Annotated in this window: 22 protein-coding genes; 15 read left to right on the top strand and 7 right to left on the bottom strand. The window is 64.9% G+C overall.

Annotated features, from left to right (window positions below):
• Positions 1-2: 2 nt before the first annotated feature.
• The 14 genes from R6G97_RS11410 to R6G97_RS11345 are packed head-to-tail and all read left to right on the top strand — an operon-like array spanning position 3 to position 13,076.
• The gene (locus tag R6G97_RS11410; protein WP_070091934.1) at positions 3-257 is read left to right on the top strand and encodes an acyl carrier protein; all 255 of its coding nucleotides are present in this window, start codon (positions 3-5) and stop codon (positions 255-257) included.
• Positions 254-799 (top strand): hypothetical protein, encoded by a 546-nt coding sequence (locus R6G97_RS11405; RefSeq protein ID WP_090343318.1) that lies wholly within the window; start codon positions 254-256, stop codon positions 797-799. Before R6G97_RS11410 ends, R6G97_RS11405 begins: the two co-directional genes overlap by 4 nt.
• Positions 796-2,475 carry an AMP-binding protein gene (locus tag R6G97_RS11400; RefSeq protein ID WP_317848109.1) on the top strand — a complete coding sequence of 560 codons (1,680 nt, stop codon included), beginning with the start codon at positions 796-798 and terminating at the stop codon, positions 2,473-2,475. Before R6G97_RS11405 ends, R6G97_RS11400 begins: the two co-directional genes overlap by 4 nt.
• Positions 2,468-3,202, top strand: coding sequence for a glycosyltransferase family 2 protein (locus R6G97_RS11395; RefSeq protein WP_317848108.1), 735 nt, complete (start codon positions 2,468-2,470; stop codon positions 3,200-3,202). The genes R6G97_RS11400 and R6G97_RS11395 overlap by 8 nt, the downstream gene beginning before the upstream one ends.
• Positions 3,199-4,137 carry an LpxL/LpxP family acyltransferase gene (locus R6G97_RS11390; protein WP_317848107.1) on the top strand — a complete coding sequence of 313 codons (939 nt, stop codon included), beginning with the start codon at positions 3,199-3,201 and terminating at the stop codon, positions 4,135-4,137. The genes R6G97_RS11395 and R6G97_RS11390 overlap by 4 nt, the downstream gene beginning before the upstream one ends.
• On the top strand, positions 4,118-5,662 hold the full coding sequence (locus tag R6G97_RS11385) for an HAL/PAL/TAL family ammonia-lyase (RefSeq protein ID WP_182817006.1): 1,545 nt from the start codon (positions 4,118-4,120) through the stop codon (positions 5,660-5,662). The genes R6G97_RS11390 and R6G97_RS11385 overlap by 20 nt, the downstream gene beginning before the upstream one ends.
• Positions 5,655-6,080: an acyl-CoA thioesterase gene (locus R6G97_RS11380; RefSeq protein WP_043208556.1), complete on the top strand. Its 426-nt coding sequence runs from the start codon at positions 5,655-5,657 to the stop codon at positions 6,078-6,080. Before R6G97_RS11385 ends, R6G97_RS11380 begins: the two co-directional genes overlap by 8 nt.
• Positions 6,077-6,679 carry an outer membrane lipoprotein carrier protein LolA gene (locus tag R6G97_RS11375; RefSeq protein ID WP_043208558.1) on the top strand — a complete coding sequence of 201 codons (603 nt, stop codon included), beginning with the start codon at positions 6,077-6,079 and terminating at the stop codon, positions 6,677-6,679. Before R6G97_RS11380 ends, R6G97_RS11375 begins: the two co-directional genes overlap by 4 nt.
• Positions 6,663-8,990 carry an MMPL family transporter gene (locus tag R6G97_RS11370; protein ID WP_442800215.1) on the top strand — a complete coding sequence of 776 codons (2,328 nt, stop codon included), beginning with the start codon at positions 6,663-6,665 and terminating at the stop codon, positions 8,988-8,990. Before R6G97_RS11375 ends, R6G97_RS11370 begins: the two co-directional genes overlap by 17 nt.
• Positions 8,987-9,472: a hypothetical protein gene (locus tag R6G97_RS11365; RefSeq protein WP_317848106.1), complete on the top strand. Its 486-nt coding sequence runs from the start codon at positions 8,987-8,989 to the stop codon at positions 9,470-9,472. Before R6G97_RS11370 ends, R6G97_RS11365 begins: the two co-directional genes overlap by 4 nt.
• Entirely contained in the window at positions 9,469-10,662 is a 1,194-nt protein-coding gene (locus R6G97_RS11360; protein ID WP_317848105.1) for a beta-ketoacyl-[acyl-carrier-protein] synthase family protein, read from the top strand. Before R6G97_RS11365 ends, R6G97_RS11360 begins: the two co-directional genes overlap by 4 nt.
• The gene (locus R6G97_RS11355; RefSeq protein ID WP_197852711.1) at positions 10,659-11,129 is read left to right on the top strand and encodes a hotdog family protein; all 471 of its coding nucleotides are present in this window, start codon (positions 10,659-10,661) and stop codon (positions 11,127-11,129) included. The genes R6G97_RS11360 and R6G97_RS11355 overlap by 4 nt, the downstream gene beginning before the upstream one ends.
• Positions 11,122-11,850 carry a 3-oxoacyl-ACP reductase FabG gene (gene fabG / locus R6G97_RS11350; protein ID WP_102081438.1) on the top strand — a complete coding sequence of 243 codons (729 nt, stop codon included), beginning with the start codon at positions 11,122-11,124 and terminating at the stop codon, positions 11,848-11,850. The genes R6G97_RS11355 and fabG overlap by 8 nt, the downstream gene beginning before the upstream one ends.
• Entirely contained in the window at positions 11,850-13,076 is a 1,227-nt protein-coding gene (locus R6G97_RS11345) for a beta-ketoacyl-ACP synthase (protein ID WP_317848104.1), read from the top strand. The genes fabG and R6G97_RS11345 overlap by 1 nt, the downstream gene beginning before the upstream one ends.
• 54 nt (positions 13,077-13,130) lie before the next feature.
• Here the strand turns inward: R6G97_RS11345 and R6G97_RS11340 are convergent, their stop codons facing one another.
• Positions 13,131-14,024 carry a LysR family transcriptional regulator gene (locus R6G97_RS11340; protein ID WP_043208570.1) on the bottom strand — a complete coding sequence of 298 codons (894 nt, stop codon included), beginning with the start codon at positions 14,022-14,024 and terminating at the stop codon, positions 13,131-13,133.
• A gap of 122 nt (positions 14,025-14,146) precedes the next feature.
• Here R6G97_RS11340 and R6G97_RS11335 point away from each other — a divergent pair, with 122 nt between their 5' ends.
• Positions 14,147-15,391 carry an MFS transporter gene (locus R6G97_RS11335; RefSeq protein WP_102081437.1) on the top strand — a complete coding sequence of 415 codons (1,245 nt, stop codon included), beginning with the start codon at positions 14,147-14,149 and terminating at the stop codon, positions 15,389-15,391.
• A gap of 121 nt (positions 15,392-15,512) precedes the next feature.
• Here R6G97_RS11335 and hemE read toward each other — a convergent pair whose 3' ends face one another.
• The 6 genes from hemE to aroK all read right to left on the bottom strand — a co-directional run bounded on the left by hemE (position 15,513) and on the right by aroK (position 26,534).
• The gene (gene hemE / locus R6G97_RS11330; RefSeq protein ID WP_043208573.1) at positions 15,513-16,577 is read right to left on the bottom strand and encodes a uroporphyrinogen decarboxylase; all 1,065 of its coding nucleotides are present in this window, start codon (positions 16,575-16,577) and stop codon (positions 15,513-15,515) included.
• 238 nt (positions 16,578-16,815) lie between these two features.
• Positions 16,816-18,234, bottom strand: a complete 1,419-nt coding sequence (locus R6G97_RS11325) for an FAD-dependent oxidoreductase (RefSeq protein ID WP_043208574.1) — start codon at positions 18,232-18,234, stop codon at positions 16,816-16,818.
• A gap of 123 nt (positions 18,235-18,357) precedes the next feature.
• Positions 18,358-22,803, bottom strand: coding sequence for a glutamate synthase large subunit (gene gltB, locus R6G97_RS11320; protein WP_182817000.1), 4,446 nt, complete (start codon positions 22,801-22,803; stop codon positions 18,358-18,360).
• A 364-nt stretch (positions 22,804-23,167) separates the two neighbouring features.
• Positions 23,168-24,805: an AAA family ATPase gene (locus R6G97_RS11315; protein ID WP_043208580.1), complete on the bottom strand. Its 1,638-nt coding sequence runs from the start codon at positions 24,803-24,805 to the stop codon at positions 23,168-23,170.
• Between the two features lie 15 nt (positions 24,806-24,820).
• The gene (gene aroB, locus R6G97_RS11310) at positions 24,821-25,918 is read right to left on the bottom strand and encodes a 3-dehydroquinate synthase (RefSeq protein ID WP_090343351.1); all 1,098 of its coding nucleotides are present in this window, start codon (positions 25,916-25,918) and stop codon (positions 24,821-24,823) included.
• A 97-nt stretch (positions 25,919-26,015) separates the two neighbouring features.
• Positions 26,016-26,534: a shikimate kinase AroK gene (gene aroK, locus R6G97_RS11305; RefSeq protein ID WP_043208585.1), complete on the bottom strand. Its 519-nt coding sequence runs from the start codon at positions 26,532-26,534 to the stop codon at positions 26,016-26,018.
• Between the last annotated feature and the right edge of the window lies 1 nt (position 26,535).

Genomic DNA, 26,535 nt, shown 5'->3' with positions numbered 1-26,535 from the left:
CCATGCAAAACCGCGAAGACATCTTCAACCTCCTGCGCAACGCCCTCGTCGAGCTGTTCGAGCTCGACCCGGCCAGCATCAGCCTGGAGTCCCACCTGTACCAGGATCTGGAAATCGATAGCATCGATGCCATCGACCTGATCGATCACATCAAGCGCCAGACCGGCAAGAAGATCACCGCCGAGGACTTCAAGTCGGTGCGCACCGTCAATGACGTGGTCGAAGCGGTCTTCCGCCTGGTCAACACCGCAGCATGAAACGCCTGTTCGGCCTCGCTCTGGTCATCGCCGGGGTGCTTTATCCCTTCGCCGTGTACTTCGGCCTGGCCCGGTTCGCACCCTGGCAGTTCGCCTTGCTGCTCGCTGCCCTTTGGCTGGCCCGCGCCGTTGGCACGGCGCGCAGGCCAGGCGACCTGGGGATGACCGCCGTGGCCCTGGCGTTCTGCGCTGTGCTGGCCTTGAGTGACAGCGCGCAGTTGCTGCGCTGGTACCCGGTACTGGTCAATGCGTTCATGTTGGCCCTGTTCGCCTCGAGCCTGAAGTACGGCCCGCCCGTCGTCGAGCGCATGGCACGCCTGCGCGAACCTGACCTGCCGCCTGCGGCCGTCGCCTATACGCGGCGCGTGACGCAGGTTTGGAGTCTGTTTTTCGTGATCAATGGCGTGATCGCCGCCGGGCTCACGCTCTGGGCGCCACTGACCTGGTGGACGCTGTACAACGGCCTGATCGCGTACCTGGCGATGGGCGTGCTGTTCGCTGCCGAATGGCTGACACGACACCATGTGCGAGGACGCTCATGAACTGGATCGATCCCGAGCACCTGTTGCGCCCACTGACGACCGCGCGCCCAGTGACCCTGGAGCCGCCCCTGGACCACGAAGGGCTGCGAAATGCCGCCCTGGGCCTGGCCGCGGGCCTGCAGCAGCGGGGCGTGCGCCGTCTGGCGGTGCATCTGGAAGACGCCGCCGACCTGGCCATCGCGCTATTGGGTGCCTGGCGCGCAGGCGTCCAGGTCCTGCTGCCCGCCGACCTGCAGCCCCAGACCCGGCTGCGCTGGAACGACCAGGTCGACCTGTGGCTCACTGATCAGCCCGGCGACCTCGACCTGGCGTCGCTGCAAACTTCCCCGCTGGCGCCGGTCGACCTCGATCCGGACCAATGCCGCATCGGCCTGTGCACCTCGGGCTCGAGCGGCGAACCCAAGCTCATCGGCAAGACCCTGCGCCAGCTGGCCAACGAGGTACGCGCCCTGGAGCAGCAATGGGGCACCGCGTTGGGCGACGCCTGGATCATCGGCAGTGTCGCCTCGCAGCACATCTATGGGCTGCTGTTCCGCGTGCTCTGGCCGCTGTGCGCCGGGCGCGGCTTCCTGCGGCGTCAGGTGCCGTTCCCTGAAGACCTGCAACGCGCCAGCCTGGCCCAGCCAGCCTTTGCCTGGGTCGCCAGCCCCGCCCTGCTCAAGCGCATGGGCGACAATCTGGACTGGACGGCCCTGGCCAAGGTGCGCTGCGTGTTCTCATCGGGCGGCGAACTGCCCGGCGATGCCGCGCAGCGCTTGCAGCAGCGCCTGGGGCAATGGCCGGTGGAAATCCTCGGCAGCTCCGAGACAGGCGGCATCGCCTGGCGCCAAGGGGAGCAGCGCTGGTCGCCCTTCGCAGGCGTGGTCTTGAGCCTGTCGGCCGAGGGTGCCCTGTGCGTGAGCTCGCCCTACCTGCCCGAGGGGCACGTGGAACATACCGCCGATGCAGCGCACATCGAGGCCGACGGACGCGTACGCCTGCTCGGGCGGCTGGACCGGATCGTCAAGCTCGAAGAAAAACGCATCGCCCTGCCCAGGCTGGAGCAAGCCCTGTGCACCCATGCCTGGGTCAGCGAGGCGCGTTTGGGCATGGTCGAGCAAGGCCGTGCCTTCCTCGGCGTCTTGCTGGTACTCACCCCTCTGGGGCTGCACCAATTGCGCAACCATGGGCGGCGTGCCCTGATCGAGGCGCTACGCGAGCACCTGGCCCAGCACTGCGAAGCCGTGGCCCTGCCCCGGCGCTGGCGCCTGGTGCGCCAACTGCCGCTCAATGCCCAGGGCAAGCTGCCCCAGGCGCAGATCCAGGCCCTGCTGGCAGCGCCCAGGAGTAATGCGCCGGAGGTCCTCGATACCCTGCAGGACGCCCATCAGTTGCGCGTGAAACTGGCAGTACCAGCGGATCTGGCCTGCTTCACCGGCCACTTTCCAAGCACCCCTATTCTGCCGGGTGTGGTGCAGATCGACTGGGCCATGGACCTCGCCGCGCCGCTGATTCCCAGCGGGCATCGGTTTGCCGGCATGGAAGTGCTGAAGTTCCAGCAATTGGTCCGCCCCGGAGACGAGATCGAGCTGACGCTTCGTTTCGACGCCGAGCGCGGCAAGCTCTATTTCACCTACGCCAACGGCGAGCAGCCCTGTTCCAGTGGCCGCATCCTCCTGGAGCACGCCGGTGCATAATCCCTGTGCGGTCATTCCGGTGTACAACCATGAGCGCGCCGTGCCCACGGTGGTCGCCGAGTTGTTGCGTGCCGGGCTGCCCTGCATTCTCGTGGACGATGCCAGTCACCCTGGTTGTACCCAGGTGCTGCGCGAGCTGGCGCAGCAGCCGCAGACATTCCTCGTTCGCCTGGACCTGAACCAGGGCAAGGGCGGCGCGGTGATGACCGGCTTGCGCGAGGCCGCGCGGCTGGGGTTCAGCCATGCCCTGCAAGTGGACGCCGATGGCCAGCACGACCTGACAGCGGTCGGGGACTTCCTGACGCTGTCGCGTGCCCAGCCCCAGGCGCTGGTGTGCGGTTATCCACAGTACGACGCCAGTGTCCCGAAGGGCCGGCTCTACGCCCGCTACCTGACCCACGTGTGGGTCTGGATCAACACCTTATCCCTGGCCATTCCGGACTCCATGTGCGGCTTTCGTGTCTATCCCCTGCCGCCGACCCTGGCGCTGATCGACTCGGTGCGCCTGGGCCGGCGCATGGATTTCGACACCGAAATCCTGGTGCGCCTGTCGTGGCGTGGGCAACCGATGCGCTGGCTGCCGACCCGGGTGCACTACCCCGCCGACGGCGTCTCGCATTTTCGTCTGCTCCATGACAACGTTCTGATTTCGCGCATGCACGCCAGATTGTGTGTCGGCATGCTCCTGCGTGCGCCGATGATCCTCTGGCGCAGGTGGCGTCGATGAGCGACCGATCGCAGCATTGGGCGGCGCAAAGTGAACGCGGCAGTTTCTGGTTGATGAAACTCACCGCCGTGCTGGCGCGCCTGCTCGGTCGTCGTCTGCTCAGCCCCTTGATCCATGCCATCGTGCTGTACTTCTTCCTGTTCGGTCGCAAGGCCCGGCGCAGTGCCTGGCAATACCAGCAGCGTTTGTGGCAATGCAGTGGTGGCCGAACTCCGCCGCCCAATCACTGGCGAGTGTTTCGCCAGTTCATGGCCTTTGCAGAAGCCCTATTGGACAAACTCGATGCCTGGAACGGCAGGCTGCGCCTGGAAGACATCGAGATCCGCGACACCAGCGAACTGCGCCAGCAACTGCGCGGCGCACGTGGGCAATTGCTGGTGGGCGCGCACCTGGGCAACCTGGAGGTGTCCCGAGCCCTTGCCGAACTGGGAGAGCAGGTGCGCATGAACGTGCTGGTGCACACCCGCCACGCCGAACGCTTCAACCGTCTGCTCGGCGAGGCCGGCGCCAGCCACCTGCGGCTGATCCAGGTCAGCGAGCTGGACCCGGCGATCATGCTGCAGCTCTCCGAGCGCCTGGAGCGCGGCGAATGGCTCGCAATTGCCGGCGACCGCATCCCCTTGCATGGCGCCCGTACGGTCGAGGTGGACTTCCTCGGCTATCCGGCGGCCTTTCCCCAGGGCCCTTGGCTGCTGGCCGGCCTTTTGAAGTGTCCCGTCAACCTGCTGTTTTGTCTCAAGCAGGACGGGCGCTACCGGATCACCCTGGAGCCCTTTGCCGAGGAACTGCACTGGCGCCGCGAGCAGCGCCAGCAGGTGATCGCCCAATGGGCCGGTCGCTATGCCGCCCGCCTGGGTCATTATTGCCAGCAGGCGCCGGACCAATGGTTCAACTTCTACCCTTTCTGGAGCGACGATGACGACGCATCCGCATGAGTCCGTGACCTTCGGCGAAGCGCCGTTGGCCATCGAGGACATCCTTGCCCTCAGCCAACGCCACGCCCGCCCCTTGCTGCAGGCCGACGCCGAGTACCGGGAGCGCATCGCCCGCGGCGCACGTTTTCTCGATACTCTGCTGCACAAGGAAGGGGTGATCTACGGCGTCACCACCGGTTACGGCGACTCCTGCGTGGTGGCCGTGCCCCTGGAGCACGTCGAGGCCCTGCCGCGCCACCTGTACACCTTCCATGGCTGCGGCCTGGGACAGTTGCTCGATGCGCCCGCCACCCGTGCGGTGCTGGCGGCGCGTCTGCGCTCGCTGAGCCATGGCATGTCTGGCGTGCGCCTGGAGCTGCTGGAGCGCCTGCGCGATTTTCTCGCCCACGACATCCTGCCGCTGATTCCCGAAGAAGGCTCGGTGGGCGCCAGCGGCGATCTGACGCCGCTCTCCTACGTCGCCGCCGCGCTCTCGGGCGAGCGTGACGTGATGTACCAGGGCGTGCGCCGCAGCAGCGCGGACGTGCACCGCGAACTGGGCTGGCAGCCACTGGTGCTACGCCCCAAGGAAGCCCTGGCGCTGATGAACGGTACCGCCGTGATGACTGGTCTGGCTTGCCTGGCCTATGCCCGTGCCGACTATCTGCTGCATCTGGCAACGCGCATCACTGCGCTGAACGTCATCGCCCTGCAAGGCAACCCCGAGCACTTCGACGAACGCCTGTTCGCCGCCAAGCCGCACCCAGGCCAGAACCAAGTCGCGGCCTGGCTGCGCCAGGACCTGGCCCTCGACGCCCCAGCCGCCCCCCTGCACCGCCTGCAGGACCGCTATTCGCTGCGTTGCGCGCCGCATGTGCTGGGCGTTCTGGCCGACAGCCTGGGCTGGCTGCGCAGCTTCATCGAGACCGAACTCAACAGTGCCAACGACAACCCCATCATCGATGGCGATGCCGAGCGGGTGCTGCACGGCGGGCATTTCTATGGCGGGCACATCGCCTTTGCCATGGACAGCCTCAAGACCTTGGTGGCCAACGTCGCCGACCTACTCGACCGCCAGCTCGCCCTGCTGGTGGACACCCGCTACAACCATGGCCTGCCCAGCAACCTCTCCGGGGCCCAGGCCGACCGGGCCATGCTCAACCATGGTTTCAAAGCCGTGCAGATCGGCGCCAGCGCCTGGACCGCCGAGGCGCTCAAGCAAACGATGCCGGCCAGCGTGTTCTCGCGCTCCACCGAATGCCACAATCAGGACAAAGTCAGCATGGGCACCATCGCCGCCCGGGACGCGCTGCGCGTTCTGCAACTGACCGAACAGGTCGCCGCCGCTACCTTGCTGGCCGCTAACCAGGGCGTCTGGCTGCGCGGCCGCCAAGCCGTTACCGCCCCGCTGCCGCCTGCCCTTGCGCAGATGCACCAGGCGTTGCTGGCGGACTTCGCCCCGGTCATCGAAGACCGCGCCCTGGAACACGAACTGCGGCTGTGCCTGACGCGCATCGGCGAACGCCATTGGAGGCTGCATGCGTAACCCCGGCGTGTTCCATGTCGACAGTGAGATCGTCGTGCCCTTCTTCGACGTGGACAGCATGCACGTGGTCTGGCACGGCCATTACGTGAAATACCTCGAAGTCGCCCGCTGCGCGCTGCTCGAACGCCTCGGGCAAGACTATCGGCGCATGCAGGCCAGCGGCTACATGTGGCCGGTGATCGACTTGCAGTTGCGCTATATCCGTGGCGCCACCTTCGGCCAACGCCTGAAGGTCCGCGCCAGTCTGGTGGAATGGGAAAGCCGCCTGAAAATCCACTACCTGATCAGCGACGCAGACACCGGTGAACGCATGACCCGCGCCAGCACCGTACAGGTCGCGGTGCACATCGAGAGCGGCGAAATGCAGTTGGCCTCGCCCCAGGTGATGCTCGATGCCGTGGCCAAGGTGCTGCCATGAACCGCTTGCACCGCTTGCTGGCGGTATTGCTGATGCTGCTTTCAAGCCCGATGGCGATGGCCTTCGACCTGGCCGACTTGCAAAAGCAGTTGAGCGCGCCAGCGGTGGTCAGCGGCAACTTCGTGCAGGAGAAACACCTGCGTGCCCTGGCGCAACCGCTGACGAGCCAGGGCCGCTTCGTCCTGGCACGCGACCATGGCTTGCTCTGGCTATTGCGCACCCCGCTGCGTCAGGACTACCGCATCGACGCAAGCGGCATCGCCCGTCGTGATCCGGGTGGCTGGCAACCGCTGCCCAGCCAGAGCGCCGGAGCACAGCAGAACCGTTTGTTCTTCGCGGTCCTGCAAGGCGACAGCAGCGGCCTGCAACGGGACTTCGAGCTGAGCCTGAGCGGTGACGCCGAGCATTGGCAACTGCGCCTGACGCCGCGCTCGATGTTGCTCAAGCAGATCTTCACCCGCATCGATATCACCGGCGGGCGTTTCGTCGAACGCATCGTGCTGGCCGAAACCCAGGGCGACAGCACGGTCCTGCGCATGCAGGACAGCCGCGGTGCCAGCGCCTTGAGCGACTCGGAGCGTCGTGACTTTGCCGATTGAACGCCTGTTGCCGCGCCTGTTTCTCGCCCTGTTGCTGGCCATGCTCGCGCTCGCGGCCTGGCAGTGGCACCGCGGTGCGCCCCTGTCCTCCGACCTGATGACCCTGGTGCCTGGCGCGCCCCAGGACCCGCTGGTGCAACGCGCCGAACAACGCATGCAGGCGCCGCTGAACCGCGAAATGCTGGTGCTGGTTGGCCACCCCGATCGCCAACAAGCCCTTGCCCTGGCCGAGGGCCTGGCCACCCGGTGGCAGGCCAGCGGCCTGTTCGAGAAGGTGCAGTGGAACCTGCACACCGACCTGCAGGCGGTGCGTGCGCAGCTACTGCGAGGCCGCCTGGCGATGCTCTCGGCCGCTGACCGGCAGCAACTGGCCGAACAGCCCGACGCCTTCATCGAGCAACGCGTCCAGAGCCTGGTCGACCCCTTTGCGGGCTTGAGCCTGGTCTCGAGCCAGGACGACTGGCTGGGCCTGAGCGGACGCATCCAGGCCAGCCAGCCCAGGCCCGCCAATGTCCAGCTCGACACCGCCAGCGGCGCGCTGGTGGCCGAAGCGGACGGCAAGCATTGGGTGCTGCTGCGCGCGCGCACCGTGGGCAACGCCTTCGACCTGAACTTGCCCTTGCAAGTAGAGGCGTTGCTCGCCCAGGCCCGTCGGCAGGCCGACCAGGCAGGCGCCCAGCTGCTGGCGGCCAGCGGCCTGCTGCACGCCGCCGCCGGTCAACGCCAGGCCAGCCGGGAGATCACCTGGGTGGGCGGCGGGGCAACCGTGGGCATTTTCCTGCTGCTGTTGCTGGCCCTGCGGCGCTGGCGCGCTCTGTTGGCGTTCGTACCGGTGGCGGTCGGCATGCTGTTCGGCTCGGTGGCCTGCGTCGCGCTGTTCGGCCAGATGCACGTGATGACCCTGGTGCTCGGGGCCAGCCTGATCGGCGTGGCGGTGGACTACCCGCTGCACTACCTGTCCAAGGGCTGGAGCTTGCGCCCCTGGCACAGCTGGACGGCGCTGCGCCTGACCTTGCCCGGCATGACCTTGAGCCTTGCGACCAGTTGCATCGGCTACCTGGCCCTGGCCTTCACGCCGTTCCCGGCATTGACCCAGATCGCGGCGTTTTCCGCCGCAGGCTTGCTGGGTGCCTACCTGTGCGCCGTCTGCCTATTGCCTGCGCTGTTGCAGCACATGGACCTGCGTCCTTCCCCCTGGCCGCTGCGCGTGGCCCAGGCCCTGACCGACCTGCGCGAGCGCCTGCTGCGCAAAGTGCCCAGCGTCATGCTGCTCGGTCTGTTGCTGGTGTTCTGTGTGGCCGGGTTGTGGCAGTTGCAAAGCCGCAACGACATCCGCCAGTGGATCAGCGCCCCACCGCAACTGCTCGAACAGGCCCAGGCCGTGGCGCGCATCACTGGCTACCAGCCGACCAGCCAGTTCTTCCTGGTGCGTGCCGATAACCAGAGCCAATTGCTCGACCGCTTGCAGACGCTGAGCGGCAAGCTCGATGAGTTGGTCGACCTGGGCAAGCTCAAGGGCTACCTGTCCCTTAGCCAGTTGGTGACCAGCCCAGCGACGCAGCAGCAAGTGCGGCACGCCCTGCTGCAGTTGACCGGGCATTGGCAGCCATTGCTGGCCCTTGGTGTGCCCGAGCAGGCCTTGCAGACGGAGATCGCTCAACTGCAGACATTGGCACCGCTGTCGATCGACGAGGCCCTGCAGGGGCCGCTGGGCGAAGCCTGGCGCCCCTTGTGGCTGGGCCAGGACGGCCAGGGCGTGGCGGCGATCGTTAGCCTGCAAGGCCATACAGATGTCTCGCTGTTGCGCCTTCAGGCACAGGACCTGCCCGGCGTACACTTGGTCGATCGCCTAGGCGAGCTCAACCAGCTGTTCACCGCCACTCAGGTCAGTGCCGCCGAACTCAAGTTGCTGTCGTGCGCGTTGATAGGGATGGTGCTGATGCTGCCGTTCGGCCTGCGCAGCGCCCTGCGCATCGTCGCCCTGCCGCTGCTCGCGGCGTTGTGCAGCCTGGCGAGTCTTGGTTGGCTGGGACAACCGCTGACCCTGTTCAGCCTGTTTGGCCTGCTGCTGGTGACCGCCATCGGCGTGGACTATGCAATCCTGATGCATGAGCGCGTCGGCGGCAGTGCCGTCAGCCTGCTGGGTACCTTGCTGGCAGCACTCACAACGTGGCTGTCGTTCGGTTTGCTGGCGCTTTCCAGCACCCCGGCAGTGAGTAATTTCGGCATGGCCGTGAGCCTGGGCCTGGTGTTCAGTTTTCTCCTGGCGCCCTGGGCCGGCGCCAACGATGGAGGGCCTCGGCAACCATGAAACATCTGTGGATTCTGCTGGCCTGCCTGCTGCTCGGCGCCTGCACCGGTCGAGCCCCCCTGCCTGAGCGGCTGCCGGAGTTGCAGTTGCCTCGTCAGTTGCATGTACAACGCGAACAGGATGGCCAGCGCCAGGACTGGCTGCTGGTGATCCAGCGAGAGGAGGGCCGCTTGCGCTGGTCGTTGCTCGATCTGATGGGCATTCCCCAGGCGCGCCAACTGTTCGACGGCCGTCAATGGCACGCAGACGGTCTGCTGCCCCCCAACCCGGCCGCCCGCGAACTGTTCGCCGCCCTGCTCTTCGCGCTCACCCCAGAGGCGCAGCTGACACAGCTCTATCCCGAAGCCCTCCAGTACGGAAAGCGGCGTTCGCTAAAGACGCGTTGGCAGGTGGACTACCAGGATCCGGATGATTTCACCTTGAACCTCGGCCAGGGCCTGCGTTATCTAGTCACCCCCTTGCCCAGCGAGAACACGCCATGACCGCCTTCCTCGACGCCCTGGGCCTGGTCTGCGCCCTCGGCCACGGCCAAGCCCAGGTTGCCCGCGCACTGTTTGCCGGCGACTGCGGCGGCATGCAGCCGCAAGAGGGTTGGGTAGCCGGACGCCGTCTGCCCGTCGGGGCCGTGCCAGGCCCTCTGCCCGAGCTGCCATTGCCCGGTCACCAAAGCCGTAACAACCAATTGCTCTATAGCGCGGCACTGCAAATCGAGCCTGCCATTCGCCACGCCATCGAACGCCACGGCCCACAGCGCGTGGGCGTGGTGCTGGGCACCAGCACTTCGGGGATCGCCGAAGGCAGCGACGGCGTCGCGCAGTACGTGCGCACCGGCCGCTTCCCGGATAGCTACGACTACGCTCAACAAGCCCTCGGCGCACCGGCCACATTCCTGGCCGCATGGCTGCAACTGTCAGGCCCGGCCTATGTGTTGTCGACCGCATGCACCTCCAGTGCCCGAGCGTTGCTCAGTGCCCGCCGCCTGCTCGACCTGGGCCTGTGCGATGCCGTGCTGTGCGGAGGCGTGGATACCTTGTGTGGCCTGACGCTCAACGGCTTCAGCGCGCTGGAGGCCGTCAGCGCCGAGCGCTGCAATCCCTTCTCGGCCAACCGCGACGGTATCAACATCGGCGAGGGCGCAGCCCTGTTTCTCATGACCCGCCAACGCGCAGGCGACGGGCCAGGCATCGCCCTGCTCGGCGCAGGCGCAAGCTGCGATGCGTTTCATATCTCAGCACCAGAGCCCACCGGCAAGGGCGCCTTGCAGGCCATGGGCAAAGCACTGGACAATGCCGGCCTAACGCCTGCACAGATCGACTACCTGAACCTGCACGGCACCGCCACCGTCCACAACGACGCCATGGAGAGCCTCGCCGTGCACGGTCTGTTCGGCGATCGCGTGCCCTGCTCCTCCAGCAAGCCCATGACCGGCCATACCCTGGGGGCCGCCGGCGCCTTGGAAGCGGCGTTCTGTTGGCTTGCCCTGAGCCGGCACAACCCAGAGGGCCTGTTGCCGCCTCATGTCTGGGATGGCCAGTGCGACCCCCGGTTGCCGGCCCTGAACCTGGTCGATGGCAGCCAACGCCTGCCTCCGCAGGGGCCGCGCCGCCTGATGAGCAACTCGTTCGCCTTCGGTGGCAACAATGTCAGCCTGATTCTCGGAGACGCCCCATGAACACCTGGCCACTGGCCGAACTGCTGCCGCATGCCGCAGATATGATCCTCATCGACCGCATCGACAGCTGCGACGACGAACAGATCCATACCCGTGCAACGGTCCGCCCGGGCGGTCAGTTCAACCGCGCCGACGGCAGCCTGCCCGCCTGGCTGGGCCTGGAGCTGATGGCCCAGAGCGTGGCCGCCTATGCTGGGTACCAGGCTCGCCGCGCCGGGCGTGCGGTGGAAATGGGCTTTCTGTTGGGTACCCGTCGCTTCGAATGCGATGTGGCGCAGTTCCCCGCCGGCGCCGAGCTGCGCATCCATGCCCTGCGATCGCTTGAAGACGAGAGCGGCATGGGCGTGTTCGAATGTCACCTGCGCGGTGAGGGTTTCCATGCCAGCGCGCGCCTGAACGTCTACCGTCCGCCCCAGGCCACTGGCTACCTGGCCGAAGCGGCACCCGAGGAAACACCCCATGACTGACACCATCCTGGTCACCGGCTCCAGCCGCGGTATCGGCCGCGCCATTGCCCTGCGCCTGGCACGCGCAGGCTTCGACCTGGTGCTGCATTGCCGCAGCGGCCGCGACGCGGCCGAGGCGGTCGCCGAACAGGTGCGTGGGCTGGGGCGTCAGGCGCGGATCCTGCAGTTCGACGTCGCCGACCGGGCGGCCTGCGCCCGCATCCTGGGCGAGGACGTCGAAGCTCACGGGGCCTACTATGGAGTGGTGTGCAATGCCGGACTGACCCGCGATGGCGCATTCCCTGCGTTGAGTGAAGACGACTGGGACCAGGTCATGCGGACCAACCTGGACGGCTTCTACAACGTCCTGCACCCGCTCATGATGCCCATGATCCGCCGTCGCGCACCTGGTCGCATCGTCTGCATCACTTCAGTATCCGGCCTGATCGGCAACCGCGGCCAGGTCAACTACAGCGCCTCCAAGGCGGGCGTGATCGGTGCCGCCAAGGCTCTGGCCATCGAGCTGGGCAAGCGCCGCATCACGGTCAACTGCGTGGCCCCGGGGCTGATCGACACCGACATGCTCGATGAACAGGTACCGGTCGATGAACTGCTCAAGATGATTCCTGCCCAACGTATGGGGACCCCGGAGGAAGTGGCCGGCGCGGTCAATTTCCTGATGTCGGACGAAGCGGCCTACATCACCCGCCAGGTACTGGCCGTCAACGGAGGGCTATGCTGATGCGTCGCGTTGTGGTCACCGGCATGGCCGGCATCACTGCCCTGGGCAGCGACTGGGACAGCATTGCCCGGCAATTCGCCGCCAATCGCAGTGGTATCCGGCGCATGGACGAGTGGGACCGCTTCGAAGAACTCAACACTCGCCTGGCCGGCCCTGTGGATGACTTCCAAGTGCCAGGGCACTGGACACGCAAGCAACTGCGCAGCATGGGACGCGTGTCAAGGCTGGCGGTCGCCGCAGCCGAACGCGCCCTGGCCGATGCCGGGCTGCTGGACGACCCGAGCATCCGCGATGGACGCATGGGCGTGGCTTGCGGGTCATCGATCGGCAGCACCGAAGAGATCAAGGCCTTCGGCAACATGTTGCTCAATTCAAAGGCCGACGGGCTCAATGCCAACTCCTACGTGCGCATGATGCCGCACACCACAGCCGCCAACATCAGCATTTTCTTCGGGCTGACCGGGCGCCTGATCCCGACATCCAGCGCCTGCACCAGCGGCAGCCAGGGTATCGGTTATGCCTATGAAGCAATCAAGTTCGGGCGCCTGCCGCTGATGCTGGCTGGCGGTGCCGAGGAGCTGTGCCCCAGCGAGGCGATGGTGTTCGATGCCCTGTACGCGACCAGCCTTAAGAATGACACCCCCACCCTGACGCCGCGCCCCTATGACTGCGCACGCGATGGGCTGGTGGTGGGTGAAGGCGCCGGCATGCTGGTACTGGAAGAGCTGGAGCATGCATTGGCCCGGGGCGCGCATATCCACGCCGAGATCGTAGGGTTTGGCAGCAACGCCGACGGCCAGCACATCACCCGCCCGGAGCAGGTGACCATGCGCCGGGCGATGGAGCTGGCGCTCGAAGATGCCGGCCTGCCCGTCGAGGCCATTGGCTACGTCAACGGCCATGGCACTGCCACCGAACAAGGCGACATCGCCGAGACCCTGGCCACCCACGCGCTGTTCGGCCCGCGCATGCCGATCAGTTCCCAGAAAAGCTTCCTTGGCCACACATTGGGCGCCTGCGGCGCACTTGAGTCCTGGTTCAGCATCGAGATGATGAATCGCGACCAGTACGTGCACACCCTGAACCTCGATGACATCGACCCTCGCTGCGCCGAGCTGGATTACCTGCGCGGGGGCATGCGCGCCATGAGCCACGAGCATGTGATGAACAACAACTTTGCCTTCGGCGGCGTGAACACCTCGTTGATCTTCCGGCGCTGGCGCTGAGGCTTGCACGGATTCCTCGGGGAGCGGGTTTACCCGCGCAGACCGCATTCATCCTCAATCCAGTACCTGCTGCGTCAACAACTCGGCAAAGGCACGGGCCATGGCCGATCCGCCGAGCTGGCGCTGGACAAGCCATACCGCCGTGATCGCGCCCTCGTCCAGCAATGTGCGATAGACCACCCCGTCGATGCGCATGCGCTGGAACGACGCCGGCAATACCGACACCCCCAACCCCGCCGACACCAACCCGATGATGGTCATCGCCTCCCCTGCCTCCTGGGCAAAATGCGGGCTGAACCCAGCCTGGCGCGCCAGGCTCAGTAACTGCGCATGCAGGCCACTGCCGTAGCTACGCGGAAAGAACACGAAGGGCTCATGGGCCAAGGCTTCCATATACAGCCCCTGCTCATTGCCCTGGGCCAGCGGATGAGAGGCATTGATCACCGCCACCAGCGGCTCGCTGAACAACTCGGTGGCGACCAACCCCTCCGGCAAGGGCATCGGCCGCATCAGGCCGACTTCGATGGACTCGTCGAACACCGCCTCGGCCACATCCCGACTGCTCATCTCCCGAAGGCTCAGGTGTACCGCCGGAAACCGCTGGCGGAACGCATGCAATGCTTTGGGGATTTTTGACGTGAAGGGGGCCGATGAGGTGAAGCCGATCTTCATTTCGCCCAACTCGCCCAACTGCGCCCGCCGGGCGACATCGGCAGCCTTCTCCACCTGCGCCAGGACCTGACGCGCCTCTTCGAGAAACAAGCGCCCGGCCTCGCTCAGTTCCACCCGCCGATTGGTGCGCTCGAACAGGCGCGCGCCAAGCTCCTGCTCCAGGGCCTGGATCTGCTGACTCAAAGGTGGCTGGGAAATCCCCAGTTGCTGGGCCGCGCGTCCAAAATGCAGTTCTTCAGCCACGGCGATGAAATACCGCAAATGGCGCAGTTCCATGAAGCCTCCGAATCAGTCGCAGAACCTATTAAACAGGTCGAACAATATATTGGATCTAATCATTAGCCAGCTATATGCTTTTTTCCATCGCAACGCCGGCCCCGCGCCCGAGGTACCCTGCCGTGAAATCCGCCGTCGCCCCGCTATCCCTTGAGCCTGACCCCGTCCTGAACGACGCTTGGATAGAGAAAGGCACCCCCGCCTTCATGAAGACCGTACTGGCCTTGTTCAGCGGCGGCTTCGCCACCTTTGCCTTGCTCTACTGCGTGCAGCCGATGATGCCGTTGTTGTCGCGGGAGTTTTCCATCAATGCGGCGCAAAGCAGTCTGGTGCTCTCGGTCTCCACCGCCACACTGGCCTTCGGCTTGCTGGTCACAGGGCCAATCTCGGACCGCATCGGGCGCAAGCCGGTCATGGTCTTCGCCCTGCTGTGCGCGGCGCTTGCGACGCTGGCCAGCGCAGTGATGCCTAGCTGGGAGCTGGTGCTCGCTACCCGCGCCTTGGTCGGCCTGTCACTGAGCGGCCTGGCGGCCGTGGCGATGACCTACCTGAGCGAAGAGATCCACCCGCAACACATCGGTCTGGCCATGGGCCTGTACATCGGCGGCAATGCCATTGGCGGCATGAGCGGTCGGTTGATCACGGGCGTGCTGATCGACTTCGTCAGCTGGCACACGGCAATGCTGGCCATCGGCGGCTTGGCGTTGATGGCGGCGCTGGTGTTCTGGAAGGTATTGCCCGAGTCGCGTAACTTCCGCTCCCAGCCGCTGAATCCGCGCAGCCTGTTGGATGGCTTCGTCATGCACTTCAAGGACGCCGGGCTGCCTTGGCTGTTCCTCGAAGCCTTCCTGCTGATGGGTGCATTCGTCACGCTGTTCAACTACATCGGCTATCGCCTGCTGGCCGAGCCCTACCACATGAACCAAGCCTTGGTCGGCCTGCTCTCGGTGGTGTACCTCTCAGGTATCTACAGCTCCGCGCAGGTCGGCGCCCTGGCCGACAGGTTGGGTCGGCGCAAGGTGTTCTGGGCGAGTATCGTGGTGATGGCCGCGGGGCTGCTGATGACCCTGACCAGCCCGCTGGTGATCGTGATCCTGGGCATGCTGGTGTTCACCTTCGGCTTTTTCGGCGCCCACTCGGTGGCCAGCAGCTGGATAGGACGCCGGGCGCTCAAGGCCAAGGGCCAGGCTTCGTCGCTGTACCTGTTCAGCTACTACGCAGGTTCGAGCATCGCCGGCACCGCCGGTGGCGTGTTCTGGCACCAGGCCGGCTGGAACGGCATCGGCCTGTTCATCGGCAGCCTGTTGGTCGTGGCGTTGCTGGTGGCCCTGCATTTGAGCCGGTTGCCTTCCAAGACCCCTGCCTGAAACCGCGCAAACCGGCTCCAGCGCCAATTCGACCCTGGCCTGGAGCTGTTCGGCCTTGCGACGACTGCAAGGCAGCCGCTGGCACACCTGCATCAGCAGATGCAGGCGGCCATACTCGAACTCAAGCGTGGTATTGCGCCGACAGCTCGTGCACGGCGTTGATGAATGCACCAGCGTGTTCCGGGTCGACTTCAGGCGTGATGCCATGGCCCAGGTTGAACACATGACCGCTGCCATGGCCATAGCTTGCCAGGATCCGCGCCACTTCCTTGCGGATGGCTTCGGGCTTGGCATACAGCACAGTCGGGTCCATGTTGCCCTGCAGAGCGACCTTGTCACCGACCCGGCGACGGGCATCGCCGATCTCGCAGGTCCAGTCCAGGCCCAAGGCGTCGGCGCCGGCCTCGGCGATGCTTTCCAGCCACAGGCCGCCGTTTTTGGTGAACAGGATAACGGGCACCTTGCGCCCTTCGTGCTCGCGGATCAGGCCGCTGACGATCTTGCGCATGTAGGCCAGGGAGAATTCCTGGTAGGCCGCCGCCGACAGGTTGCCGCCCCAGGTGTCGAAGATCTGCACGGCCTGGGCGCCGGCCTGGATCTGGCCGTTGAGATAGCTGGTGACCGACTGGGCGAGCTTGTCCAGCAGCAGATGCAGGGCCTGGGGATTGTCGTAGAGCATGGCTTTGGTCTTGCGGAAGTCCTTGGACGAACCGCCTTCGACCATGTAGGTGGCCAAGGTCCAAGGGCTGCCGGAGAAGCCGATCAGCGGTACGCGGCCGTTGAGCTCACGGCGGATGGTGCTGACGGCATCCATCACGTAGCCAAGGTCTTTGTGCGGATCTGGGATCGGCAGCGCTTCGATGTCGGCCGGGGTGCTGATGACCTTCTTGAAGCGAGGGCCTTCGCCGGTCTCGAAGTACAGGCCTTGGCCCATGGCATCGGGGATGGTGAGGATGTCCGAGAAGAGGATCGCCGCGTCCAGCGGGTAGCGGTCCAGCGGCTGCAAGGTGACCTCGCAGGCGAACTGCGGGTTCATGCACAGGCTCATGAAGTCCCCCGCTTTGGCGCGGCTGGCGCGGTACTCCGGGAGGTAGCGACCGGCCTGGCGCATCATCCAGACCGGGGTGACGTCTACGGGTTGCTTGAGCAGTGCACGCAGGAAACGATCGTTCTTCAGGGCAGTCATGTCGGCATCCAGCAAAAAAGTGCGGGCATTTTCTCAGACGCCGACACAAAAGGCACGGCCAAGGCCATGCGTTTTGTCTATTGAGTGCCGTAGATCAAGCATTTTTGTATACAAAAATGCTTCGGGGGCGGCCTTTCGTCGCCTAGGTCCACACGTCTCACATCCTTATCGAGACCTTGCTGTACCTGTGGGAGCGGCTTTGGCCGAGATAGGGCTGCAAAGCAGCCCCACTGACGGATCAGACGCCGAGATAGTCAAGAATGCCTTCAGCTGCAGTGCGGCCTTCGAAGATCGCCGTCACCACCAGATCCGAACCGCGCACCATGTCGCCACCGGCGAACACTTTCGGGTTGCTGGTCTGGTGTTTGAACTTGGCCTTCTCCGGTGCCACCACGCGGCCCTGGCTGTCGGTCTGGATGTCGAACTGCTCGAACCACGGCGCCGGGCTCGGACGGAAGCCGAACGCGATCACGACGGCATCGGCCGGCAAGATTTCCTCGGAGCCTGGAATCGGCTCAGGGCTACGACGGCCACGGGCATCCGGCTCGCCAAGACGGGTCTCGACCACCTTCACGCCTTCGACTTTGTCCTCGCCGACGATGGCGATGGGTTGACGGTTATAGAGGAACTTCACGCCCTCTTCCTTGGCGTTCTTCACCTCGCGGCGCGAACCCGGCATGTTGGCCTCGTCGCGGCGATAGGCGCAGGTCACCGATTTGGCACCTTGGCGGATCGAGGTGCGGTTGCAGTCCATCGCGGTGTCGCCACCGCCAAGCACCACCACCTTCTTGCCCTGCATGTCGACAAAGTCTTCCGGCGACTTCTCGAAGCCCAGGTTGCGATTGACGTTGGCGATCAGGAAGTCCAGCGCGTCATGCACGCCCGGCAGGTCCTCGCCTGGGAAACCGCCCTTCATGTAGGTGTAGGTACCCATGCCCATGAACACTGCATCGTATTCGGCGAGCAGTTGTTCCATGGTGATGTCCTTGCCCACCTCGGTGTTCAGGCGGAACTCGATGCCCATGCCGGTGAAGACTTCGCGGCGATTGCTCAGCACGGTCTTTTCCAGCTTGAACTCGGGGATACCGAAGGTCAGCAGGCCACCGATTTCAGGGTTGCGGTCGAACACCACCGGAGTCACGCCCGCACGCACCAGCACGTCGGCGCAGCCCAGGCCCGCCGGGCCTGCACCGATGACTGCGACACGCTTGCCAGTCGGTTTGACCTTGGACATGTCCGGGCGCCAGCCCATGGCGAAGGCAGTGTCGGTGATGTACTTCTCCACTGAGCCGATGGTCACCGCGCCGAAGCCGTCATTGAGGGTGCAGGCACCCTCGCACAGGCGGTCCTGCGGGCACACACGACCGCACACTTCAGGCAGGGTGTTGGTCTGGTGCGACAGCTCCGCCGCCGCCAGGATATTGCCTTCGGAGACCAGCTTCAGCCAGTTGGGGATGAAGTTGTGCACCGGGCACTTCCACTCGCAATACGGGTTGCCGCAACCCAGGCAACGGTGTGCCTGTTCGACCGACTGCTGGGGCTTGAAGGGTTCGTAGATCTCCACGAACTCCTTCTTGCGCTGGCGCAGCAGTTTTTTCTTAGGGTCCTTACGGCCCACTTCGATGAACTGGAAGTCGTTGTTCAGACGTTCAGCCATTTTTCAAAACCTCTTAACAGCAGCTGCAAGCTAAGCGCTGCAAGCCGCAAGACGATCACTTAAGCCGGGCGAACCTCGAACCGCTTCAACTTGCAGTTCGAGGCTCGCCACTTGCAGCTGCTTTTACTGCGGGTTGGCACGGGTGCTGGACAACAGTTGCTTGAGGTTGGCGGCCTTGGGCTTGACCAACCAGAAGCGACGCACGTAGTCGTCCAGGTTCTCCGAGAGCTCGCGCCCCCACTCGCTGCCGGTCTCTTCCACGTATTCGCCAAGGACCCGCGCCAGATGGCTGCGGTAGGCCTCCATCGCCTCACCACTGATGCGCTGGATTTCCACCAGCTCGTGGTTGAGTTTGTCGACGAAGGTGTTGTCCATGTCGAGCACGTAGGCGAAGCCGCCAGTCATGCCAGAACCGAAGTTGTAACCGGTCTTGCCCAGGACGCAGACAAAGCCGCCGGTCATGTATTCACAGCAGTGATCGCCGGTACCCTCGACCACAGCGTGGGCGCCGGAGTTACGCACAGCGAAGCGCTCGCCCGCGGTGCCAGCGGCGAACAGCTTGCCGCCAGTGGCGCCATACAGGCAGGTGTTGCCGACGATGGCGCTGTGCTGGGTTTCGAACGGGCTGCCGGCAGGCGGCACGATGGTCAGCTTGCCGCCGGTCATGCCCTTGCCCACGTAGTCGTTGGCATCCCCTTCCAGGTGCAGGTTCAGGCCACCGGCGTTCCACACGCCAAAGCTCTGGCCGGCAGTGCCCTTGAAGCGGAAGGTGATTGGCGCACCGGCCATGCCCTGATTGCCGTGCAGGCGGGCGATCTCGCCGGAGATACGCGCGCCGATGGAACGGTCGCAGTTGCAGATGTCCAGGCTGAATTCGCCACCGGAAAGATCGCGAATCGCCGGCAGGGCCATCTCGACCATTTTCTCGGCCAGCTCGCCTTTGTCGAACGGCGGGTTCTTGTCGACTTCGCAGAACTGCGGCTTGTCGGCCGGAATGTGCGAGCTGCCCAGCAGCGGCGACAGGTCCAGGTACTGCTGGCGCTCGGTATCGCCTGGCAGGATGTCGAGCAGATCGGTACGCCCGATCAGCTCGCCCAGGCTACGCACGCCCAGCTTGGCCAGCCACTCACGGGTTTCCTCGGCGACGAAGGTGAAGAAGTTCACCACCATGTCGACGGTACCGATGTAGTGGTCCTTGCGCAGCTTGTCGTTCTGGGTGGCAACGCCGGTAGCGCAGTTGTTCAAGTGGCAGATACGCAGGTATTTGCAGCCTAGGGCGATCATCGGCGCGGTGCCGAAACCGAAACTCTCGGCGCCAAGGATGGCCGCCTTGATCACGTCCAGGCCAGTCTTCAGGCCACCGTCGGTCTGTACCCGCACCTTGCCACGCAGGTCGTTGCCGCGCAGGGTCTGGTGGGTCTCGGCCAGGCCCAGCTCCCACGGCGCACCTGCGTACTTGATGGAGGTCAGCGGCGAGGCGCCGGTGCCACCGTCGTAGCCGGAGATGGTGATCAGGTCCGCGTAGGCCTTGGCCACGCCAGCGGCGATGGTGCCCACGCCGGCCTCGGCCACCAGCTTGACCGACACCAGCGCCTGCGGATTGACCTGCTTGAGGTCGTAGATCAGCTGGGCCAGGTCTTCGATCGAGTAGATGTCATGGTGCGGAGGAGGCGAAATCAGGGTGACGCCCGGCACGGCATAGCGCAGCCGTGCGATCAGGCCGTTGACCTTGCCGCCAGGCAGCTGGCCGCCCTCGCCGGGCTTGGCGCCCTGGGCCACCTTGATCTGCAGCACTTCGGCGTTGACCAGGTATTCCGGGGTGACGCCGAAGCGGCCGGTGGCCACCTGCTTGATCTTCGAGCTCTTGATGGTGCCGTAGCGGGCCGGGTCTTCGCCGCCCTCACCAGAGTTGGAGCGCGCGCCCAGGCGGTTCATCGCCTCGGCCAGGGCCTCGTGGGCTTCCGGCGACAGGGCGCCGAGGGAGATGCCCGCGGAGTCGAAGCGCTTGAGGATGTCCTCCAGCGGCTCGACCTGATCCAGCGCCAACGGCTGGTCGGCCAGCTTGACCTTGAGCAGGTCGCGAATCATCGACACCGGACGCTGGTCGACCAGTGTGGTGTATTCCTTGAACTTGGCGTAGTCGCCCTTCTGCACTGCTGCTTGCAGGGTGTTGACTACATCCGGGTTGTAGGCGTGGTACTCGCCGCCGTGGACGAACTTGAGCAGGCCGCCCTGCTGGATCGGCTTGCGCGCGCTCCAGGCTTCGGCCGCCAGCAGCTTCTGGTCGTTCTCAAGGTCCACGAAGCGTGCGCCCTTGATGCGGCTGGCCACGCCCTTGAAGCTCAGGCCGACCACTTCCTCGGCCAGGCCCACGGCTTCGAACAGCTGGGCGCCGCGGTAGGAGGCGATGGTGGAGATGCCCATCTTCGACAGGATCTTCAGCAGGCCTTTGGAGATGCCTTTGCGGTAGTACTTGAACACTTCATCCAGGTCGCCCAGCACCTCGCCGGTGCGGATCAGGTCGGCCAGCACTTCATAGGACAGGTAAGGGTAGACGGCCGAGGCACCGAAGCCCAGCAGCACGGCGAAGTGGTGCGGGTCACGGGCGGTGGCGGTTTCGACCAGGATGTTGCTGTCGCAGCGCAGGCCTTGCTCGGTCAGACGATGGTGTACCGCACCGACCGCCAGGGAGGCATGCACCGGCAGCTTGCCTGGGGCAATGTAGCGGTCGCTCAGCACCAACTGAGTCTTGCCGCTGCGTACGGCTTCCTCGGCCTGGTCGGCGATGTTGCGGATAGCCGCTTCCAGGCCGACGCTCTCTTCATAGTTGAGGTCGATCAGCTGGCGATCGAAGCCTTCGCGCTCCAGGTTCATCAGCGAACGCCACTTGGCAGGCGAAATGACCGGGGAGCTGAGGATTACCCGCGAGGCATGCTCGGGGGATTCCTGGAAGATGTTGCGCTCGGCGCCCAGGCAGATCTCCAAGGACATGACGATCGCCTCGCGCAGCGGGTCGATCGGCGGGTTGGTTACCTGGGCGAACTGCTGGCGGAAGAAGTCGTACGGCGAGCGCACGCGCTGGGACAGCACGGCCATTGGCGTGTCGTCGCCCATCGAGCCGACCGCTTCCTGGCCCTGCTCACCGAGCGGACGCAGCACCTGGTCACGCTCCTCGAAGGTGACCTGGAACATTTTCATGTATTGCTTGAGCTGGTCAGCGTCATAGCTGGCCACGCCTTGGTCGTCGGTCAGGGTCGCCTGGATGCGCAGGGCGTGCTGACGCAGCCAGCGCTTGTAGGGATGGCGCGACTTCAGACGATTGTCGATAGCGTCCGTGTCGAGAATCTGGCCGGTTTCGGTGTCCACGGCGAAGATCTGGCCCGGGCCAACGCGCCCCTTGGCCAGCACATCCTCGGGCTTGTAGTCCCAGACGCCGATTTCCGAGGCCAGGGTGATGTAGCCGTTCTTGGTGGTCACCCAGCGTGCCGGACGCAGGCCGTTGCGGTCCAGCAGGCAGACCGCGTGGCGGCCCTCGGTCATGACGATACCGGCCGGGCCGTCCCACGGCTCCATGTGCATGGAGTTGTACTCATAGAACGCGCGCAGGTCGGCGTCCATGGTCTCGACGTTCTGCCAGGCTGGCGGTACCAGCATGCGCACGCCGCGGAACAGGTCGATGCCGCCGGTGACCATCAGCTCGAGCATGTTGTCCATGCTCGAGGAGTCCGAACCCACGCGGTTGACCAGCGGGCCGAGCTCTTCGAGGTCGGGGATCAGATCGTTGGCGAACTTGGTGCGACGGGCGATAGCCCAGTTGCGGTTGCCGGTGATGGTGTTGATCTCGCCATTGTGGGCGAGGAAGCGGAAGGGCTGCGCCAGCGGCCACTTCGGCAGGGTGTTGGTGGAAAAGCGCTGGTGGAACACGCAGATCGCGGTTTTCAGGCGCTCATCGCCCAGGTCCGGATAGAAGGCGGAAAGATCCGCCGGCATCATCAGGCCTTTGTAGATGATGGTCTTGTGCGAGAAGCTGCAGATGTAGTGGTCGGCGTCGTGGGCATTGGCCACGGACGAGCGACGACGGGCACTGAACAGCTTGATGGCGAACTCCTGGTCGCTCAGGCCTTCGCCGCCGATGAAGACCTGCTCGATCTGCGGCAGGCGCTCCAGGGCCAGGCGGCCAAGCACGCTGGTGTCGATCGGGACTTTGCGCCAGCCGACCAGCTTCAGGCCAGCATTGATGATCTCGCGATCCATGTTGGCGCGGGCCGCTTCGGCCTTCACCGGGTCCTGATTGAAGAACACCATGCCGACGGCGTACTGCTTGGGCAGCTCGACGGCGAAGTGTTCCTGGGCCACGGCACGCAGGAATTGATCGGGCTTCTGCATGAGCAGACCGCAACCGTCGCCGGTCTTGCCGTCGGCGTTGATTCCGCCGCGGTGGGTCATGCAGGTCAGCGCCTGCATGGCGGTTTGCAGAAGATGGTGGCTCGCCTCGCCCGTCATATGGGCGATCAGGCCGAAACCACAGTTGTCCTTGAATTCTTCGGGATGGTACAGACCTGTTTTCATAGACACTTTCTCACCAGGTTCGCCTCTCAACCAAGGCAAATCTCTTTTTAGTACAACCACTTACCATCCACGCCGATCGAATGCCAGCTTTTTGCGGTGGGCAATGGGAAACCATTGTTGCACAGGGACAGCAACGCCCACAAATTTTCATGACGCATCACTGAAAACTTATGTCGCATTTTTGAATGTTTTTGCGCCATGCGCCGTGGTAACGGCTTGGCTCGAGTCTGAAGCGTTTCAGCCATGACTGCAAGAAAGGGCTTGTGGCCGGCAGTCCGGGACAGAAAAGCCTGCCGCGCTCAGGCGCAGCAGGCTTATCGAAACTCAGGCAACTGGGCAGCAGGGTGGAGCCGCCCGGAAGGTGTCAGCGGGCCGTGGCCAGCTCTTGTTGGACGCTGCCTACGGTTCGTGGCCAAGGTTTACCAGCCTGGACCTTGGCTGGCAAGTTCTTGATTGCCGCAACCGCTGCATCGCGGCTGGCGAAGTTGCCGTAGGTCACCACGTAGAGGGGTTTGCCCTGCAGGGTCTTCTTGAAGTAGCGATAGTCGCCACCCTGGGCTTTGACGAAGGACTGGGCGGAGGCCTCGGAGCTGGTGCCGAAGATCTGCACCACGTAATTGCCCGGTTTCTGACCGCTGTACCAGCCGCTATTGCCCGCGCCACCAGCGGTTGGCTTGGCAGCCGGCTTGGCGGTGGCGACCTGGGTCGGCGCCGGGGCAGGCTTGGCAGGTGCAACCGGCTTGGCCGGCTGGGTTGCGACCGGCTTGGGCGCAGGTGCAACAGGTTGGGCTGGTGCGGTGGCGACACTCTGGGCCGGCGCGCTGGTGACAGGCTGAGCCGGTACCGGGGCTGGGCCTGCGGTGGCACCTTGCGGCGGCGCGATGGTCGTGACAGTCGGCGGGTTGGCCGGCTGCAGTGCGGTGTTGCCGGCCGGGCCGCCCTCCTCGCCATCACCCATGCCGGCCGCCTGGGCCAGCGGCTCGCGCATCACCGGTTGCGACTGCCCAACCAGCGGCAGTGGCATTGGCTGGGAAGAGCCGGAGAACTCGATGGCTGGACCACCATTATTGGACTGGGCATTGGCCGGCTGGCCTTCACCCAGCGGCAACTGGGCCTGGGCGGCAGGCGCTTCGGCAGGCTTGTCACCGCCCTTCTTGGGCATCAGGACCGCCGCGGCAACCGCGACCACGACGACAGCGGACAGCGCGAGCACGTGTTTCTTAGGCATATTGAACCCCATGGATGGTCGCTTCACCGTACTGCGGCTAGCGATCATGGCTTCGATCAAGGTATCGCGGGCGACCTGGTTAATGTTGCCAGGCCAGCCGTCGGAGTTTTCATGGATGTCGACGATCTGTTCACGGGTGAACACCTCGATGCCCCGGCCTGCGCCATCCAGACGCTGCTCCAGGTACTCGCGGGTTTCCTCCTCGCTGTAGGGCGCAAGCTCGATGACATGGAATCGCTCTCCGTCGGCATCGAGCCCTTCCAGTGCGGCGATCAGTGACGGCTCACCGAACAGGAACACGTGCGGACGGCCCTCCGGAACCCCCGCCGCCAGCTCCAGCAACGCTTGGAGTGCCGACTCGTCGAGTTGTTCCGCATCGTCCACCAGCAAATAGACTTCCTGCCCGGTCAGCGCCAGTTGCACGACTTGGGCGAGGATGGTCTGCACTTCGGCATTGGCGACATTGAGTGCCTGTGCCACCTGGGCCAGAACGCTGGCCGCGTCGCCCGCGCCACGGGCCGAGACCACCACGCTCTGCACCGACTGCTTGTTGGTGCTGGCCACCAGGGCCTGGCGCAGCAGGGTCTTGCCGCTGCCCACAGGGCCTGTGACCACCAGCATCAGCTGGCTGTAACGCGCCAGATGATGCAGTTGGCCCAGCACCGGCTTGCGCTGGGCGGGGAAGAACTTGAAACCGGGCACACGGGGCGCGAACGGATCGTGGCTCAACTGATAGTGGTCGAGAAACGCCTCATCGGCATGCAAACTGGTCATTGCGCTGTCACAACCTCAAAGCTGGGCCACGATTGCGCGGTAATCCGCTGCCAACGTGGCCTGAAGAATCTCTTTCGGATAGTCGTCGGTCACCACGGCCTCGCCCATCTGGCGCAGCAGCACCAGGCGCAAGCGACCGTCGAGGACCTTCTTGTCGACCGCCATGTGTTCCATGAAGTGCTCAGGGGTCATCTCCTGGGGAGGCACCACCGGCAAGCCGGCCGCCTGCAGCAGACGAATGCCGCGATCTCGCGCAGCCTGGTCGATCCAGCCCAGGCGCATGGACATTTCCAGCGCCATCACGGTGCCGGCCGCCACGGCTTCGCCATGCAGCCAAACGCCATAACCCATGTGGGTCTCGATGGCATGGCCGAAGGTATGACCGAGGTTCAGCGTGGCCCGCACGCCGGATTCGCGTTCGTCAGCCCCAACCACCGCAGCCTTGGCCGCGCAGGAGCGGCGGATGGCTTCGGTGAGCGCGACGGGCTCCAGCTCGCGCAGGTCATGGATGTGGGCTTCAAGCCAAGTCAGGAACGGCTCGTCGCAGATCAGGCCGTACTTGATGACCTCGGCCAGGCCCGCCGACAGTTCGCGTGCCGGCAGGGTCTTTAGGCTGGCGGTGTCGATCAGCACGGCGTTGGGCTGATAGAACGCGCCGACCATGTTCTTGCCCAAGGGATGATTGATACCGGTCTTGCCGCCCACCGAGGAATCGACCTGGGACAACAAGGTAGTCGGTATCTGAATGAAGTCGACGCCGCGTTGGTAACAGGCAGCGGCGAAGCCGGCCATGTCACCGATGACACCACCGCCCAGGGCCACCACGGTGGTCCGGCGATCATGCCGGGCGGTGAGCAGGGCATCGAAGATCAGTTGCAGGGTTTCCCAGTTCTTGTGGGCCTCGCCATCGGGCAACACCACGGGCAATACCGCATAGGCACCGAGGGTGCGGCGCAGACGTTCGAGATACAGGGGGGCAACGGTTTCGTTCGAGACAATGGCGACCTGCCGTCCGGCAATGTGCGGCGCCAGCAGTTCGGGCTGGTCCAGCAGGCCTTCGCCAATGTAGATCGGGTAGCTGCGTTCGCCCAGGTCGACCTTTAATGTCTGCATGTATCCCCACAATGTACTAGGGCGCGGCATCGTCCAGGCGACCCCGCGCGGTAACGTTCAACCCGCCTCGGCGTTGGTCGCCGAGAATAGTCCCGGCTTACCGGGGCGGCAACTTCTGCAAGCGCTCAAGGATGTCGAGCACCACCATGCGCGGCGGCCGTTCGTCGGTTTCCACCACCAGGTCAGCGATTTCACGGTAAAGCGGGTCGCGGGTTTCCAGCAGGGCGCGCAGGGTCGCCTCCGGGTTGGCAGTGCGCAACAGTGGCCGGTTGCGATCACGCGCTGTGCGCCCGACCTGCTGCTCGACCGAGGCGTGCAGGTAGATCACCCGTCCGCCCTCACGCAGCGCCCTGCGATTGGCTTCACGCATCACCGCGCCGCCGCCGGTCGCCAGGACCACGCCATCGAGGCCACTGAGTTCGGCGATCATGGCCTGCTCACGGTCACGAAAGCCCGGCTCGCCTTCTTTGTCGAAGATCCACGGGATGTTGGCGCCGGTTCGCAGCTCGATTTCCTTGTCGGAATCCTTGAACAACAGGCGCAGCTCTTTGGCCAATAGGCGTCCGATGGTGCTTTTTCCAGCGCCCATGGGTCCCACAAGTATCAAATTTCGCACA

The sequence above is a fragment of the Pseudomonas sp. HTZ2 genome (assembly GCF_033173945.1).
GTDB classification, from domain to species: domain Bacteria; phylum Pseudomonadota; class Gammaproteobacteria; order Pseudomonadales; family Pseudomonadaceae; genus Aquipseudomonas; species Aquipseudomonas guariconensis.
Note: the sequence above shows the minus strand (reverse complement) of the source record. Positions and strands in the feature narration are given on the sequence as shown.